Source organism: Streptomyces sp. NPDC044044 (assembly GCF_056434405.1).
In genome coordinates this window covers 258,750-275,626 of the sequence record NZ_JBWKFG010000009.1, presented here as the reverse complement: position 1 = coordinate 275,626, position 16,877 = coordinate 258,750, and the positions used below count along the sequence as shown (strand labels likewise).

General features: G+C 68.8%; 12 protein-coding genes. 4 read left to right on the top strand and 8 right to left on the bottom strand.

The genetic code is table 11. The features are described from left to right. Positions 1-144: 144 nt before the first annotated feature. Positions 145-1,911: a proteasome ATPase gene (gene arc / locus AC07AG_RS31955; RefSeq protein ID WP_383322387.1), complete on the bottom strand. Its 1,767-nt coding sequence runs from the start codon at positions 1,909-1,911 to the stop codon at positions 145-147. Positions 1,912-2,165: 254 nt separating this feature from the next. On the opposite strand from arc, the gene AC07AG_RS31950 reads away from it, so the two are divergent. Continuing rightward, a complete protein-coding gene (locus tag AC07AG_RS31950) occupies positions 2,166-2,480 on the top strand; it encodes a ferredoxin (protein ID WP_249590982.1) in 315 nt (104 codons plus the stop codon). 79 nt (positions 2,481-2,559) lie between these two features. Here the strand turns inward: AC07AG_RS31950 and AC07AG_RS31945 are convergent, their stop codons facing one another. The 3 genes from AC07AG_RS31945 to AC07AG_RS31935 form a co-directional block, all read right to left on the bottom strand. Continuing rightward, entirely contained in the window at positions 2,560-3,138 is a 579-nt protein-coding gene (locus AC07AG_RS31945; RefSeq protein ID WP_478759609.1) for a hypothetical protein, read from the bottom strand. A gap of 178 nt (positions 3,139-3,316) precedes the next feature. Further along, the gene (locus tag AC07AG_RS31940; protein WP_478759608.1) at positions 3,317-4,228 is read right to left on the bottom strand and encodes a tRNA (adenine-N1)-methyltransferase; all 912 of its coding nucleotides are present in this window, start codon (positions 4,226-4,228) and stop codon (positions 3,317-3,319) included. Positions 4,229-4,277: 49 nt separating this feature from the next. Next, entirely contained in the window at positions 4,278-5,819 is a 1,542-nt protein-coding gene (locus tag AC07AG_RS31935; protein WP_478759607.1) for a site-2 protease family protein, read from the bottom strand. Between the two features lie 128 nt (positions 5,820-5,947). Between AC07AG_RS31935 and AC07AG_RS31930 the strand changes: the two genes are divergently transcribed. After that, positions 5,948-6,829, top strand: a complete 882-nt coding sequence (locus AC07AG_RS31930) for a RecB family exonuclease (RefSeq protein ID WP_478759606.1) — start codon at positions 5,948-5,950, stop codon at positions 6,827-6,829. 14 nt (positions 6,830-6,843) lie between these two features. Beyond that, a complete protein-coding gene (locus AC07AG_RS31925) occupies positions 6,844-7,515 on the top strand; it encodes a response regulator (protein ID WP_478759605.1) in 672 nt (223 codons plus the stop codon). Positions 7,516-7,614: 99 nt separating this feature from the next. Here AC07AG_RS31925 and AC07AG_RS31920 read toward each other — a convergent pair whose 3' ends face one another. From AC07AG_RS31920 to metH, 4 genes are all read right to left on the bottom strand, one after another. Then, on the bottom strand, positions 7,615-9,201 hold the full coding sequence (locus AC07AG_RS31920; protein WP_478759604.1) for an ABC transporter substrate-binding protein: 1,587 nt from the start codon (positions 9,199-9,201) through the stop codon (positions 7,615-7,617). Between the two features lie 69 nt (positions 9,202-9,270). Then, positions 9,271-10,878, bottom strand: coding sequence for an ABC transporter substrate-binding protein (locus tag AC07AG_RS31915; protein WP_478759603.1), 1,608 nt, complete (start codon positions 10,876-10,878; stop codon positions 9,271-9,273). Between the two features lie 321 nt (positions 10,879-11,199). Continuing rightward, positions 11,200-11,901, bottom strand: coding sequence for an HAD family hydrolase (locus tag AC07AG_RS31910; RefSeq protein WP_478759602.1), 702 nt, complete (start codon positions 11,899-11,901; stop codon positions 11,200-11,202). Positions 11,902-11,999: 98 nt separating this feature from the next. Then, the gene (gene metH / locus AC07AG_RS31905; protein WP_478759601.1) at positions 12,000-15,518 is read right to left on the bottom strand and encodes a methionine synthase; all 3,519 of its coding nucleotides are present in this window, start codon (positions 15,516-15,518) and stop codon (positions 12,000-12,002) included. 319 nt (positions 15,519-15,837) lie between these two features. Here metH and AC07AG_RS31900 point away from each other — a divergent pair, with 319 nt between their 5' ends. Further along, positions 15,838-16,602: an IclR family transcriptional regulator gene (locus AC07AG_RS31900; RefSeq protein WP_249590972.1), complete on the top strand. Its 765-nt coding sequence runs from the start codon at positions 15,838-15,840 to the stop codon at positions 16,600-16,602. Positions 16,603-16,877 lie beyond the last annotated feature (275 nt).

Genomic DNA, 16,877 nt, shown 5'->3' with positions numbered 1-16,877 from the left:
GTGTGCGGTGCCCGTCCCCGCACTGCGCGCTCGGCGGTACCGAAGAGCCTAGAGCGCCTTTGCGCTGGTGGGGAGATCATTGCGTTCATTGAAAAACAGACAGCTGCGGGTACCCACGAAGGACACCCGCAGCCGCCCTGTCTTCTACAGGTACTGACCGGTGTTCGCCACCGTGTCGATGGAGCGTCCGGTGTCCGCGCCCTGCTTTCCGGTGACGAGCGTACGGATGTACACGATCCGTTCGCCCTTCTTGCCGGAGATGCGGGCCCAGTCGTCCGGGTTGGTGGTGTTGGGCAGGTCCTCGTTCTCCTTGAACTCGTCGATGCAAGCCTGCAGGAGGTGAGAGACCCTGATGCCCTTCTGGTCGGCGTCGAGGAAGGCCTTGATGGCCATCTTCTTGGCGCGTCCCACGATGTTCTCGATCATGGCGCCGGAGTTGAAGTCCTTGAAGTACAGGACTTCCTTGTCGCCGTTGGCGTACGTCACCTCGAGGAAGCGGTTCTCCTCGGACTCCGCGTACATCTGCTCCACGACGGACTGGATCATGCCGTCCACAGTGGTCCGCCGGTCGGCGCTGTGCTCGGCGAGGTCGTCCGCGTGCAGCGGGAGCCGCTCGGTGAGGTACTTGGCGAAGATGTCCTTCGCCGCCTGGGCGTCGGGGCGCTCGATCTTGATCTTCACGTCGAGTCGTCCGGGCCGCAGGATCGCGGGGTCGATCATGTCCTCACGGTTCGAGGCACCGATGACGATGACGTTCTCCAGGCCTTCCACGCCGTCGATCTCGGCGAGCAGCTGGGGGACGATGGTGTTCTCCACGTCCGAGCTGACTCCGGATCCGCGGGTGCGGAAGAGGGATTCCATCTCGTCGAAGAAGACGATGACGGGGGTGCCCTCGCTCGCCTTCTCCCTCGCACGCTGGAAGACCAGGCGGATGTGGCGCTCGGTCTCGCCGACGTACTTGTTGAGGAGCTCGGGGCCCTTGATGTTGAGGAAGAAGCTCTTCCCCTGTGCCGCTCCGGTCACCTCGGCGACCTTCTTGGCAAGGGAGTTGGCGACGGCCTTCGCGATCAGCGTCTTGCCGCAGCCGGGGGGCCCGTACAGCAGGACGCCCTTGGGCGGCCGCAGTTCGTGCTCCCTGAAGAGGTCCGGATAGAGGTAGGGCAGTTCGACCGCGTCGCGGATCAGCTCGATCTGGTTGCCCAGGCCGCCGATCTGCTCGTAGCCGATGTCCGGTACCTCTTCGAGGACGAGTTCTTCGACCTCGCTCTTGGGAACCACTTCGTAGACGTAGCCGGAGCGGGGTTCGAGCAGGAGTGCGTCGCCCGGGCGGATGGTGACGTCGAGGAGTGGTTCGGCGAGCCTGACCACTCGCTCCTCGTCGGTGTGCCCGACCACCAGGGCACGCTCGCCGTCCTCGAGGATCTCCTTGAGGGTGACGATGTCCCCCACGCTCTCGTACTCCATGGCCTCGACCACGTTGAGCGCTTCGTTGAGCATGACTTCCTGGCCGCGCCTGAGCTCTTCGAGCTCCACGCTGGGGCTGACGTTCACCCGGAGCTTGCGGCCCCCGGTGAAGATGTCCGCCGTGCCGTCCTCGTTCGCCACGAGGAAGACCCCGAAGCCGGCCGGCGGCTGCGCGAGCCGGTCGACTTCCTCCTTGAGGGCCACGATCTGGTCGCGGGCCTCACGGAGCGTGTTGGCGAGCCGCTCGTTCTGTGCGGACACGCCGGCCAGGTTGGTCTGCAGCTCGACGATCCGCTCTTCGAGAATTCTCGTATGCCGCGGAGAGTCGGCGAGCTTGCGTCGCAGGACGGCGATTTCCTGCTCGAGATAGGCAACCTGACCGGCGGGGTCATCAGACCCTCGCCCCGGCCGGATGCCGCGGTTGATGTCGTCGTCGTGTGCTGCCACGGTCCTCACCTCCTCCAAGGGGAGCTGGACGCTTCCAGACCCTACCTGGGTGGGTGTCGATTGAAACCCCTAGATCACAAAGACGGTCGAGGTGTGTCCGATCTTCACCCTTGCGCTCTCCCTCACGCCAGGTGAATACCCACCCAACAACATCGGAAAGCGGGCGGTTGTATCGTCGAAGCGTTCAACACCCGTCAGGGCTGGCCCGACTTGTCCTCGAGTCGGTTCGCTCGACGCAGCGATCGGCAGGAGAAATGACCGTGCAGGACGAAGCTGGGACCGGCCCCGAGGGCCGCGATCTCCTGGAGGTCTGGATCGACCAGGACCTCTGTACCGGCGACGGGATCTGCGCGCAGTACGCGCCCGAGGTCTTCGAGCTGGACATCGACGGTCTGGCCTATGTGAAGAGCGGTGACGACGAGCTCCTGCAGGCGCCGGGCGCCACAACGCCCGTACCGCTGCCGCTTCTGCGTGATGTCGTGGACTCGGCGAAGGAGTGCCCGGGAGACTGCATCCACGTGCGTCGCGTTTCGGACAGCGTCGAGGTCTACGGCCCCGACGCGGCCTGAGGCCGCGAACTCGTCGAAGAAGAAGGGCCTGTGCCCGCCGCTGAGCGGCGGGCACAGGCCCTTCTTCGTGTCCTCGCGGTCACACGCTGTGTGCACCGGCCGGGGTGGACCGTGCGAACGTGCCGTCCTTCCATTGCCACTTGGCCTCGTCCTGGAGGTCCGGGCAGCAGCTGGGCACGTTCGGTGACGAGTACCCCAGGAGCGTGGCGGTGATCACGCCGTCACGTACGGCGAAGTCGCTGACGTTCTGGCGGTCCTTCGGGTCGACGAGGGTGGCGACGACGCGGGGCTTGCCCTCCGTGGCCCGCGTGACGACGTACACGCCGTCGGGCGGCGTGCCCGATCCGGCGGCGCAGTGCACCACGGCGACGGTCTCGGGTCTGCCGTCCCCGTCGAGGTCCCCGGAGGCCTTCTTCTTGACCACGGGTTTCACGTTGCCGCAGGTGATGGGGTACGTGACGGTGGCCGGATCCGGAGCCGGGGCCGGAGCGGCGGCGGTCTTGCCGGACGGCTTGGAGCTCGGCTGGGCGGCGTTCGCGGGGTCGGGCTGCAGGAAGGAGGAGCCCGCGACGACGGCGGCGAGCGCGGCCGCGGTGGCCAGCCAGTGGACGGGGCGGGTGGTGTTGTGTGCCAGTTCCGGGACGGCGGGGTGCTGCACTAGGAGTGTCTCCTGTGAGGGCTGTGCCGGTGGGGGAGGTGGCCAGCATCGTGCCATACCTCACAGTGCGGCGGAACAGCGGGGTCCAGGAAGGGCATGAACGGAAAGGCGCCGCCGCCGAGTTCCCCGGTCGAAGGGGGAACTCGGCGGCGGCGCCTGTGCGTTCGGCGGTGGCGCCTCAGCGCTCCGCGCGGGGGGTGCCGCCGTCGGCGTTCGGGCCGGTGTAGTCGTCGCCGTAGGCGCCCTTGGAGGGGCGGCGGCGGCGCATGGGCGGCTCCACGCCGTCCGCGAGGCGGCGGGCGGTGAGCAGGAAGCCGGTGTGGCCGATCATGCGGTGGTCGGGGCGGACGGCGAGGCCCTCGACGTGCCAGTTGCGGATCATCGATTCCCAGGCGGTCGGCTCGTTGAAGCCGCCGATCTCGCGGATGGACTCGACGGTCCGTGCGAGCTGGGTGGTGGTCGCGACGTAGCAGCAGAGGATGCCGCCGGGGACGAGCGCCTTGGAGACGACGTCCAGGCACTCCCAGGGGGCGAGCATGTCGAGGATGACGCGGTCGACCTCGGTGTCGCTCAGGTTGTCCTGGAGGTCGCCGACGGTGAGCTGCCAGGCGGGGTGCGGGGCGCCGAAGTAGCGCTCCACGTTCTGCTGGGCGATCTCGGCGAAGTCCTCGCGGCGCTCGTACGAGTGCAGCATTCCCTCGTCGCCGATGGCGCGCAGGAGGAAGCTGCTGAGCGAGCCGGAGCCCACACCCGCCTCGACGACACGGGCGCCGGGGAAGATGTCCGCGAAGGCCAGGATCTGCCCCGCGTCCTTGGGGTAGACCACGGCGGCGCCGCGGGGCATGGACAGGACGTAGTCGGGGAGCAGGGGGCGCAGCGCGAGGTAGGCGACGTTTCCCGTGGTGCGGACAACGCTGCCCTCGGGAGCACCGATCAGCTCGTCGTGGGGGAAGGAACCCTTGTGGGTGTGGAAGTTCTTCCCGGCCTCGAGCGTGAACGTGTAGTGGCGGCCCTTGGGGTCGGTCAGCTGAACCTGGTCCCCGACCTTGAAGGGCCCGCGTCGGCGGGCGGCACCGGTCGGTTCGGACATGTGAACAGCCTACCGGCCCGTTCGGGGGCCCAGGACCAGGGTGGCCGCGTCAGCTGGGGCGGGCCATCGCCTTGACGAAGGCGCGCTCCACGTCGGTGGCGGACAGCACTCCGTAGATCTCGCCGGAGGCCTCGACCACGAGGTACTCCGTGGCGGGCGTCGCCCGGAGGGTGTCGAGCAGCTCCTCGCCCGCGAGCTCGGCGGAGATCCGCATGCCTTCGGTGATGTCCTGGGCGAGGCCGCTGACGGTGACCCAGGGGCGGCGGTGCTCGGGCACCCCGACGATGGCCGCCTCGCGGACGACCGACATCGGGTCGCCGTCGGCGTCGACCACGACCAGGGCGCGGGCCCCCGCGTCGTTGGCGCGGCGCAGCGCCTCGGAGAGCGGGGTGTTCGTCTCCACGGGGACGGCGCGGCGGGTCAGGGCGCGGGCGCGGAGCTCGGGCAGGTGCTGCCGGAGGCGGGCCATGCGCAGGCTGTTTCCCGCGCCGGTCCAGATGATCGCGGCGAGGATCGCGGCGAGCAGGGCGTCCATGACGGTGTCCATGCCGCCGATGTCCTGGGTCTCGCCGCCGAGCGCGCCGGACTGGTTGAGGATCGGCAGGCCGACCAGGACGGAGATGGCGAGGGCGCGGCCGACCCAGGCGGCGGCGATGGTGCCGCTCATGGGCTTGCCGGTGATCTTCCAGACGACGGCGCGGAGCATACGGCCGCCGTCCAGGGGCAGGCCGGGCAGGAGGTTGAAGGCGGCGACGATGAGGTTCGAGATCATCAGTCCCGCGAGCAGGACGCCGGGCACGGTGCCGGGCTCTACGGCTTGCATGCCCGCGTAGAAGACGCCCGCGAGGACGAGGGAGAGCAGGGGGCCCACGAAGGCGAGGATGAACTCGCGTCCGGGCGTCTCCGACTCCTTCTCGATCTCCGAGACCCCGCCGAAGAACTGCAGCTGGATGCGGCGCACCGGCAGCTTGAAGCGCAGGGCGGCGACGGTGTGGGCCAGCTCGTGGACGAGCACGGAGGCGTAGAAGGCGACGGCGAAGAAGAGGGAGACGAGGTAGCGGGCGGCGCCGAGTTCGGGCAGGACCCGGTCGAGCTGGCCGCCGAACACCCAGGTGATGAGGGCGGCGACGAGGAACCAGCTGGGCGCCACGTAGACGGGCACGCCGAACGGCCGTCCCATGAGCAGCCCTCCCCCGGGTCCCTTCTGTCCCTTGGGCGGGGTCGCCTTCGGGGCGGGGCCGTGGCTGGCGTGCGCGTACTCGGGATGGGTGTCCTTGGCCGACGTCCTCCCGGGCGTGTCCCGCGGGGCCGGTGTGTCCTGCGGGTTCTTCGTGAGGCGGTCGCCCGGCTCCCGGGGCTGGTCCGCGGGGCGTGGTGTGTCGTCGGGCGCCTGTTGGGGCGCCTGTCCGGGTGCCTGGGGCCGGGCAGCACTGTCGGGGCCCTCGGCGCTGTCGGAGCCGCCTTGCGCGGGCCTCGCGGAGTCGGCCGTGTCCACCGGACGTGGCGACTCCGAGTGGTCGTCCGCGTGGTCCGGCCGCCGACCGTCCGTCCCGTCGGACCGCGGCCTGCCGCTCCCGCCGCTCTCGTCCACGATGTCCCCTCGTTCGAAGCGTCCCTCGCCCCTGTCCGGCGCGGTACACGCACGATCATGCAGGGCGAGAGGGTCTGTCGTCGATGGTATGCGGCCGTTGTCAGTGGCGGGTCGTAGGGTCTGTCCTCATGGAAACAAGGACCGAGGGTGCCGTGACGGCCGTGCGTCCGGCGTCCCTGTCGCCGTCGCGCGCCAGTGACTTCATGCAGTGTCCGTTGCTCTACCGCTTCCGGGTGATCGACAAGCTGCCGGAGAAGCCGAGCGAGGCCGCGACCCGCGGCACGCTGGTGCACGCCGTCCTTGAGCGGCTCTTCGACGCGCCCGCGGGCGAGCGGACCGCGCCGCGCGCCAAGGCCCTGATCCCGGGGCAGTGGGACCGCCTGCGCGAGGCCAAGCCGGAGCTGACGGAGCTGTTCGCCGACGACGAGCAGGGCGAGCGGCTCGCGCGCTGGCTCGCGGACGCGGAGAAGCTCGTCGAGCGCTGGTTCACCCTGGAGGACCCCACCCGCCTTGAGCCCGCCGAGCGCGAGCTGTTCGTGCAGGCGGAGCTGGAGTCGGGCCTGAAGCTGCGCGGCATCATCGACCGCGTGGACGTGGCACCCACCGGCGAGGTGCGGATCGTCGACTACAAGACGGGCAAGGCCCCCCGCCCCGAGTATTCCGAGGGCGCGCTCTTCCAGATGAAGTTCTACGCCCTGGTGGTGTGGCGCCTGAAGGGCGTGGTCCCGCGCCGCCTGCAGCTCGTCTATCTGGGCAGCGGCGACGTCATCACGTACGACCCGAGGACCGAGGACCTGGAGCAGGTCGAGCGGAAGCTGCACGCGCTGTGGGAGGCGATCACGCTCGCCACCGAGACGGGTGAGTGGCGGCCCCGGCCGACGAAGCTCTGCGGCTGGTGTGACCACCAGGCCGTATGTCCGGAATTCGGCGGGACTCCCCCGCCGTACCCCCTTGCGGTGAGGGTGCCCGAGTCCGAAGAGGGCACGCAGGGCAGAATGGCCCCGGGCTAGCGAAGGAGAGTTACGTGGCGATCCGTGTCCTACTGGTCGACGACCAGCCACTGCTGCGCACCGGGTTCCGGATGATCCTGGAGGCCGAGCAGGATGTCGCGGTCGTCGGCGAGGCCGGGGACGGCCTGCAGGCTCTCGACCAGGTGCGGGCGCTGCAGCCCGATGTGGTCCTGATGGACATCCGTATGCCGAGGATGGACGGCGTCGAGGCGACCCGGCAGATCACCGGTCCCGGCCGGGACGGACCGGCGAAGGTCCTGGTCCTGACCACCTTCGACCTCGACGAGTACGTGGTGGAGGCGCTGCGCGCGGGGGCCAGTGGCTTCCTGCTCAAGGACGCTCCGGCGAACGAGCTGGTGCAGGCGATCCGCGTGGTCGCGTCGGGCGAGGCGATGCTCGCGCCGAGCATCACGCGCAGGCTCCTCGACAAGTACGCGGGGCATCTCCCGTCGGGCGACGAGCCGGTGCCCGACGCCCTGCACACACTCACCGAGCGGGAGGTCGAGGTCCTCAAGCTGGTGGCGCGCGGCCTGTCGAACGCGGAGATCGCGGCGGACCTGTTCGTGAGCGAGACGACGGTCAAGACGCATGTGGGCCATGTGCTCACGAAGCTGGGCCTGCGCGACCGCGTGCAAGCCGCTGTGTACGCGTACGAGAGCGGCCTGGTGCGACCCGGCGCGCAGTAGAGGCAGTACAGGGCAGCAGTAGAGGCAGTACAGGCAGTGGCGAACGGAAAAGGTGGCCGCCCCCTCGGAAAGGGGCGGCCACCTTTTTCACTGTCGTGATCAGGCCTTGCTGAGCTCCCAGAAGCGGAACACCGTCGACGCGTCGAGGCACGACTCGACGCCGTACACGTCGTCGGAGATGACGGCGTACTGCTTGGCCTGCCAGACCGGCAAAATCGGCAGCTCGTCGGCGACGACGTCCTGGAGCTTCGAGTAGTCCTCGTCGGTCCGGGTGCGGTCGGTCTCGCCCGCGGTGCCGGGGATGATCTTCCCGGTGATCTCGCTGTTCTGGTAGCCGTTCTGCAGGACGTTGCCCTTGCCGAAGAACGGCTGCGTGAAGTTGTCCGGGTCCGGGTAGTCCGGCACCCAGCCCTTGACGTAGACGCCGTACTTGCCGGACTTGATGTCCCGCTCGTACTGGCTGAATTCGATCGACTTCACGTCGGCGTCGAAGAGGCCGCTCGCGTTGAGCTGCTTGGCGATCGCCCTCAGCTCCTGGTCGGTCGCGGGGCCGTAGCGCGAGGGCGTGGACCAGAGCGTGAGCTTGACCTTGCCGCTGATGCCCTCCTCGTTCAGGGCCGCCGCGGCCTTGGAGCGCTGCGGGCGGGCGCCGTAGGTGTCGAAGAAGGCGGTGTTGTGACCGCCGATCCCGGCCGGGACGATCGAGTACAGCGGCGTGGCCGTGTCCCGGTAGACGTCCTTGACCAGGGCGTCACGGTCCAGGAGGTAGGCCATGGCCTTGCGGACGCCCAGCTTGCCGGCGACTGGGTCCTTCATGTTGAAGACCAGGTGCTGCACCTCGGCGCTGGTGCCCTCGACGACGTCGATGTTCTGGCTCTTGTCGGAGGTGTCCTGCTCGATGTCCGCGATGTCGTCGGCGGCGAGGCCTCGGTACGCGATGTCGATCTTGTCGTCCAGGAGTGCCTTCTTCAGGCCCTTCTGGTCGTCGTGGAAGAACTTGAGGGTGACGCCCTTGTTCTTCACCTTGGCGGTGCCCTTGTAGTCGGGGTTGACCGAGAACACCGCCTGCTCCTTGTCGAAGGAGTCGAGCTTGTACGGTCCCGAGCCCGTGGCCTCGTCGCCGCCGCGCAGGCTGTTCATGTCGTACGACGCGTGGTCGACGATGGAGCCGGCGCCGGACGCGATCTTGCTGGGGAAGGTCGCGTCGGCGTACTTGAGCTTGAAGACGACCTTCTTGGCGTTCGGCGTCTCGACGCGGTCGAGCATCGGGAACATGATCGCGGGACCGGCGTCGTCATTGATCTTCATCATGCGGTCGAAGGAGAACTTGACGTCCTTCGAGGTCAGCGCGTTGCCGTTGCTGAACTTCAGACCGTCCCGCAGCGTGCACTCGAAGACCCTGGTCTTCGTGTCCGTGAAGCCGCACTCCTTGGCGGCCTCGGGCTCCGGCTCCGTGCCCCCGTTCGGGAAGCTCATCAGGGACTGGAAGACGTTGTTGAACAGGAGCCACGACCCGGGGTCGTAGCCGGACGCCGGGTCGGTGGCCAGGACGTCGTCCGACATCCCCATCACCACCGAGTCGCCGTCCTCCCCCGCTCCGCCCGTTTCCGTGCCGCAGCCGGTCAGCAGGGCGGCGGCCAGTCCTCCCGTGAGGGGAAGGGCCAGCCACTGGTTACGCAATTTCACGTACGTGCCTTGTCGTTGATGTCCATCGGTGGAGCGAAGCCCGGCGGTCCGTGCCGGCGTGCGCGGAGGTCAGCCGCTCACACCGCGGCCGAGCTCCCACAGCTGCAGGTTCGACGAGGAGTTGAGGGCCCACTCGACGCCCGTGATGTCGTCGCGGGCGGCGATGTACTGCCTGCCCTGCCAGAGGGGAAGCACCGGCACGTCGTCGGCGACGATGTCCTGGATCCTCTGGATGCTCTTGGACGCGGTGAGCCGGTCCGCCTCGCGGCGCGAGTGCGGGATCAGCTCCTCGTTGATGGTCTTGTTCACGTACGGCGAGCCGAGGAAGTTGTCCTCGTCGAGGAACGGCGCGAGGAAGTTGTCGGCGTCGGGGAAGTCGGGGAACCAGCCCATCCCGTAGACGTCGTACGCGCCCTTCTGCTCGGCGGAGCGGAAGGTGCTCCAGGCCTCGCCCTTGATCGACACGTCGAACAGCCCACTGGCGTTGAGCTGCTTCTTCAGCAGCTCAAACTCCTTCTTGGTGCCGGGGCCGTAGTGGTCGGTCGTGTAGTGCAGGGTGAGCTTGACCGGGGTGGTGATGTCGGCCTTCTGGAGCAGGCTGCGGGCCTTGGCCGGGCTCGGGTCGCCGTACTTGTTGAAGAACGAGTTCGTGTGGCCCGTGACCGTGGTCGGCACCAGGGAGTAGAGCGGCTCGGCCGCGTCGCCGTACACGCCGGTCGCGATGGCGCCGCGGTCGACGACCTGCGCCATGGCCTGGCGGACGGCCTTGGACTTGACGGTGGTGGCGTCCGTGTTGAAGCCGAGGTAGCGGATCTCGAGGCCGGGGGTCTCGACGAACTCGATGTTCTTGCCCGGGTCCTCGTCGAGCTGCTTGATCTGCTCGGGCGACATGGTGCGCGTCATCATGTCGATGTCGCCGCTGTTGAGGGCGCTGCCCATGGCGTCGGTGGAGTCGTAGTTGCGCAGCTCGATCTTGTCGCTCTTGGGCTTCAACGCGCCCTTGTAGTTGGGGTTCTTGGAGAACACCGTCTTGACGAGCTTGTTGCCCTCGACCTCTTGCTCGGCGGTGTAGGGACCGGAGCCGTCCACGTCGAAGCCGTCGCGCAGCTTGTTCTTCGCGTAGTGCTCGGAGCTGATGATGCCCGCGGTGGGCGTGGCCAGCTTGTACGGGAACGTCGCGTCGGGGCTCTTGAGGTGGAAGACGATGCCCCGGGCGCCCTGGGTCTCGATCGCGTCGACGTTGGCCACCAGGCCGTCGGAGCCGCTGGGGTCCTTGACCTTGATGTCGCGCACCCGCTCGATGGAGAACTTCACATCGGTGGCGGTCAGCGGCTTGCCGTCGGCGAACTTCAGGCCCTTGCGCAGCGTGCACTCGTAGCGCTCGTTGCCGGTGTCGGTGAACCCGCACCTCTCGGCGGCCTCGGGCTCGGGCTCGCCGTCGCCCCGCGGCATGGCCATCAGCGTCTGGACCGTCTGGCGCAGGATGTTCCAGGAGCCCGCGTCATAGGCGTACGCCGGGTCGAAGGGAGCCGGGACCTCGGGCGAGGTGGCGAACCGGTCCGTGGTGCCGACGGCGATCGCGTCGTCTCCCCCACCGTCGCCCGCCCCGCCGCACGCCGCGAGCGCGGGGGCGAGCAGACCTATGACGGCCGGCAGCACCAAAGTCTTACGGTTCATGCTCGACGTTCTCCAGAGCTGTTGGTCCCGTCAGGACCGGCAACGAGGGGTGGGGTCAGTCGGTCCGTGGGGGCGTGGCGATGTTCTCGCGACGACATTAGTCCGCACCACCAGTTGGGCCGGAAGGGACCGGAGTTGACCCTCAATCACGCAGCGAAACCGGGCGCGGACGCACCGATAACCCGACACGGGAAGGTTTCGTCAGGTTCCCCTCAATCGGGACACAACGACACTCCACAACTCGCCCATATCGGAGGCCCGGCACAGCTGTGACCAGCTGTCGACCCCCAACGGAGTGGGAAAGGTCACATCTTCAACTGTTCAGCGCTTTCCAGCCATCAGACCTTGCAGGAAAGGCAGGTTGACATGTTCGAGGGACGGGACGACGGTCCTGCCGGACGCCGGGGCGATGGGCGCCACGGACGGTACGGCCACCACTCGGCAGCCCGCGGCCTCGGCCGCCGCGACGCCGGTCGCGGTGTCCTCGATGACGGCACATCTGGCCGGTTCCGCGCCAACCCCGGCCGCCGCGAGGAGGTACGGGTCCGGGTGCGGCTTGGTCCGGGCCACCTCGTCGCCCGCGACGGTGAGCGTGAAGTGGTGGGCCCCGATCGAGTCGAGCACGCGGTCGATGATGCGCCGGTGCGACGCGGAGACCAGTGCCATCGGCACCTCGTGCGCGGCGAGTTCGGCAAGGAGCCGCGCGGCGCCCGGCATCAGCGGCAGGGCGCGGCCGATGCGGTTCTCGAAGCCGTCGTTGAGCAGCACGGTCAGCTCGGGGACCGTGATGTCGGCCCCGGTGGACGCGATGAGGAATCCGGCGCTGCGCGTCATGGGACCGCCGACGACCACGTCACGCCAGGACTCGTCGAGCGTATGCCCGAGTGCGGCGAAGACCTCGACCTCGGCGTCCCACCAGAACCCCTCGGTGTCCACGAGTGTTCCGTCCATGTCGAGGAGCACCGCCTGCAGAGCGGAGCCTTCGGCCGTTCGGGTACCGAGCGCGGGAACCGTACTGGTCATCCGGGCACACCTCCATGAGGGACGAGAAGGCCGGTTGCTCCCTTGTGACGGGTGAGCAACCGGCCTGCGCTGGACCGACAAGTGTACGACTTGACCGCTTAACGCGCGTTGAAGTATTTCGCCTCGGGGTGGTGGATGACGATCGCGTCCGTGGACTGCTCCGGGTGGAGCTGGAACTCCTCGGACAGCTCCACGCCGATCCGCTCCGGCTCCAGGAGCTCGGCGATCTTGGCGCGGTCCTCCAGGTTCGGGCAGGCGCCGTAGCCGAGCGAGAAGCGCGCGCCGCGGTACTTCAGGTCGAACATGTCCTCGACGGCGGCCGGGTCCTCGCCCCCGAAGCCGAGCTCGGCGCGCACGCGCGCGTGCCAGTACTCCGCGAGCGCCTCGGCCAACTGCACGGACAGGCCGTGCAGTTCGAGGTAGTCGCGGTAGGAGTCGGCGGCGAACAGCTTGGCGGTGGCCTCGCCGATCTTCGAGCCGACGGTGACGACCTGCAGGCCGACCACGTCGGTCTCGCCGGACTCCTCCGGGCGGAAGAAGTCCGCGAGGCACAGGCGCCGGCCGCGGCGCTGGCGCGGGAAGGAGAAGCGGGTGCGCTCGTTGCCCTGGTCGTCCAGAATGATCAGGTCGTCGCCCTTGGAGACACAGGGGAAGTAGCCGTGCACGACGGCCGCCTCCAGCATGTTCTTGGTGTGCAGCTCGTCCAGCCAGCCGCGCAGCCGGGGCCGGCCCTCGGTCTCGACGAGCTCCTCGTACGAGGGCCCGTCACCCTTGCGGGCCTCCTTGAGGCCCCACTGGCCCTTGAACAGGGCGCCCTCGTCCAGCCAGGACGCGTACTCCTTGAGCTGGATGCCCTTGACCACGCGGGTGCCCCAGAACGGCGGGGTGGGGACGGGATTGTCGACCGAGACGTCCGAGCGGGCGGGCCCCTCGTCCTCGGTGACCTCCACGGCGGGGGTGTCCCTCTTGGGTACGCGGCGCTGCTTCAGCTCGGGCAGGGTGGCGCCGGGGACGCCGCGCTTGACCGCGATGAGGGCGTCCATCAGGCGCAGGCCCTCGAACGCGTCGCGGGCGTAGCGGACCTCGCCCTCGTAGATCTCGTGGAGGTCCTGCTCGACGTACGCACGGGTCAGCGCCGCGCCGCCCAGGATCACCGGGAAGTCGGCCGCCATCTTGCGCTGGTTGAGCTCCTCCAGGTTCTCCTTCATGATCACGGTCGACTTCACCAGGAGACCCGACATGCCGATCACGTCGGCGCGGTGCTCGGCCGCGGCGTCCAGGATCGCGGCGACGGGCTGCTTGATGCCGAGGTTGACGACGTTGTAGCCGTTGTTGGACAGGATGATGTCGACGAGGTTCTTGCCGATGTCGTGGACGTCGCCGCGGACGGTGGCCAGGACGATGGTGCCCTTGCCCTCGGAGTCCGACTTCTCCATGTGCGGCTCCAGGTGCGCGACCGCGGTCTTCATGACCTCCGCGGACTGCAGCACGAAGGGCAGCTGCATCTGGCCGGAGCCGAACAGCTCGCCGACGACCTTCATGCCCTCCAGGAGGGTGTCGTTGACGATGTCGAGCGCCGGGCGGGTCTGCAGGGCCTCGGTGAGGTCGTCCTCCAGGCCGTTCTTCTCGCCGTCGATGATGCGGCGCTGGAGGCGCTCGTCCAGCGGCAGGGCCAGGAGCTCCTCGGCCTTGCCCGCCTTCATCGACTTCATGTTGACGCCCTCGAAGAGCTCCATGAGCTTCTGCAGGGGGTCGTAGCCCTCTTCGCGGCGGTCGTAGATCAGGTCGTGGGCGACCTTGACCTGCTCCTCCTCCAGGCGCGCGATGGGCAGGATCTTGGAGGCGTGCACGATCGCCGAGTCAAGGCCCGCCTTGACGCACTCATCGAGGAAGACGGAGTTCAGGACGACACGGGCAGCCGGGTTGAGGCCGAAGGAGATGTTCGACAGACCCAGGGTGGTCTGCACGTCCGGGTGGCGGCGCTTGAGCTCGCGGATCGCCTCGATGGTGGCGATGCCGTCCTTGCGGGACTCCTCCTGACCGGTGCAGATGGTGAAGGTCAGGGTGTCGATGAGGATGTCCGACTCGTGGATGCCCCAGTTGCCGGTCAGGTCGTCGATGAGGCGCTCGGCGATGGCGACCTTGTGCTCGACGGTGCGGGCCTGGCCCTCCTCGTCGATGGTCAGCGCGATCAGCGCGGAGCCGTGCTCCTTGGCGAGCGCGGTGACCTTGGCGAAGCGGGACTCGGGGCCGTCCCCGTCCTCGTAGTTGACGGAGTTGATGACCGCGCGGCCGCCCAGCTTCTCCAGCCCGGCCTGGATGACCGGCAGTTCGGTGGAGTCCAGGACGATGGGAAGGGTGGAGGCGGTGGCGAAGCGGCCGGCGAGCTCGGCCATGTCCGCGACGCCGTCGCGGCCCACATAGTCGACGCAGAGGTCGAGCATGTGGGCGCCCTCGCGGATCTGGTCGCGGGCCATCTCCACGCAGTCGTCCCAGCGGGCGTCCAGCATGGCCTCGCGGAACTTCTTCGAGCCGTTGGCGTTCGTGCGCTCGCCGATCGCCATGTACGCGGTGTCCTGGCGGAAGGGCACGGTCTGGTAGAGCGAGGCGGCGCCGGGCTCGGGGTGCGGCTCGCGGCGGACCGTCTCCACGCCGCGGACCCGCTCGACGACCTGGCGCAGGTGCTCGGGGGTCGTGCCGCAGCAGCCGCCGACCAGGGAGAGGCCGTACTCGCGTACGAAGGTCTCCTGGGCGTCGGCGAGCTCGGCCTCGGTCAGGGGGTAGTGGGCGCCGTTCTTGCCCAGGACCGGCAGGCCCGCGTTGGGCATGCAGGAGATCGGGACGCGCGAGTGGCGGGCGAGATAGCGCAGGTGCTCGCTCATCTCGGCCGGGCCCGTGGCGCAGTTCAGGCCGATCATGTCGATGCCGAGCGGCTCCAGGGCGGTCAGCGCGGCACCGATCTCGGAGCCGAGCAGCATCGTGCCGGTGGTCTCGACGGTGACCGAGCAGATCAGGGGGAGGTTCGTGCCGGTGGCCTCCAGGGCGCGGCGGGCGCCGAGGATCGCGGCCTTGGTCTGCAGGAGGTCCTGGGTGGTCTCCACCAGGAGCGCGTCGGCGCCGCCCGCGATCATGCCCTCGGCGTTGATCTGGTAGGCGTCCCGCAGCACGGTGTACGGGGCGTGGCCCAGCGTCGGCAGCTTGGTGCCGGGGCCCATCGAGCCCAGGACCCAGCGCTGCTGGCCGGTCTTCGCGGTGAACTCGTCGGCGACCTCGCGGGCGATGCGGGCGCCTGCCTCGGAGAGCTCGAGGTTCCGCTCGGTGATGTCGTACTCGCTCAAGGCGGCGAAGTTCGTGCCGAACGTGTTCGTCTCGACGCAGTCGACGCCGACCGCGAAGTACTCCTCGTGGACCGAGCGGACGATGTCCGGGCGGGTCACGTTCAGGATCTCGTTACAGCCTTCGAGGTTCTGGAAGTCCTCGAGGGTGGGGTCCTGTGCCTGGAGCATCGTGCCCATCGCGCCGTCGGCCACCACGACACGGGTGGCGAGGGCTTCGCGGAGGGCTTCGACTCGGGTCCCGTCGTGGAGACCGGACGAGGGGGTTGGCAACGAGGCCATGAAAGAGCTCCCTGAGGTGCGACGGCTGTCGGCTTTGCGCTTCGGTGGAAGGCGCACTCGGCCAGGGTAGCGGGACGAAGGTCCACGGCGCTTGAGTGTTCATGGTGCGGACGCCCCCGCCCCGGTCCGGCCTCCGCGACCGGGTGTGGCGCGGGGTGCGGCGGGAAACGGCGAGAAGGGCAAGGAGGGAGAGAACGGCGGGAACGGCGGGAACGGCGAGAAACACAGCCTGCCGCGCTGTCGCGGGAGGTCGACAACGACCGATAGTGTTCAGCATTGTCGAACGTTGGAGTCAGAGGGGACGGAGGAAGGGGCTGCGATGGCACGGAACATCCAGTCGCTCGAGCGGGCGGCCGCGATGCTGCGGCTTCTCGCGGGCGGAGAGCGAAGGCTCGGCCTCTCGGAGATCGCGTCCGCCCTTGGCCTGGCCAAGGGCACGGCCCACGGCATCCTGCGCACCCTGCAGGCGGAGGGCTTCGTCGAGCAGGAGTCCGCTTCGGGCCGCTATCAGCTCGGCGCCGAGCTCCTGCGCCTTGGCAACAGCTACCTGGACGTGCACGAGCTGCGGGCCCGCGCCCTGGTGTGGACCGACGACCTGGCCCGCTCCAGCGGCGAGAGTGTCTACCTCGGCGTCCTGCATCAGCAGGGCGTCCTGATCGTGCACCACGTCTTCCGGCCCGACGACAGCCGCCAGGTCCTGGAGGTCGGGGCCATGCAGCCGCTGCACTCCACGGCCCTGGGCAAGGTGCTCGCCGCGTACGACCCCGTGGCGCACAGCGAGGCCGCCGAAGCCGACTGGCCCGCCCTCACCACACGCACCGTCGTGGACCCCGACGACTTCGAGGGCGTCCTCGACATCACCCGCGCGCGCGGGTACGCCTCCGACGTCGAGGAGACATGGGAGGGCATCGCCTCCGTGGCCGCCCCCATCCACGACCGGCGCCGCATGCCGGTCGGCGCGGTCGGCATCACCGGCGCGGTGGAACGCGTCCAGAAGGACGGGGAGCTGCGTCCCGACCTCATCGCGGCCGTGCGGGACTGCGCCCGCGCCGTGTCACGGGACCTGGGCGCCGGGCGCTTCTAGCCCCCGCGCCACCGTCCGCACGCCGCCGCCTGCCCCCTGCTCAACATGCAGGGGGCATCCTTGTGCGCGACGATCGATGCACGTGTTTCACCCCGACGGGGATCGATAACCCGGAACGATCAATAACGATCGTGTTTTCAATAACGGAAGTCTTGACGGGCAAGTAACCCCGGGGTGAGACTCGCGTCCATCGGTCGGCATTGTCGAACACCTACCGGCATTACGCGCTAGAGTGTGACAAGGCCAAGGGCCGGCAACGACCTCACCTGAGGTCG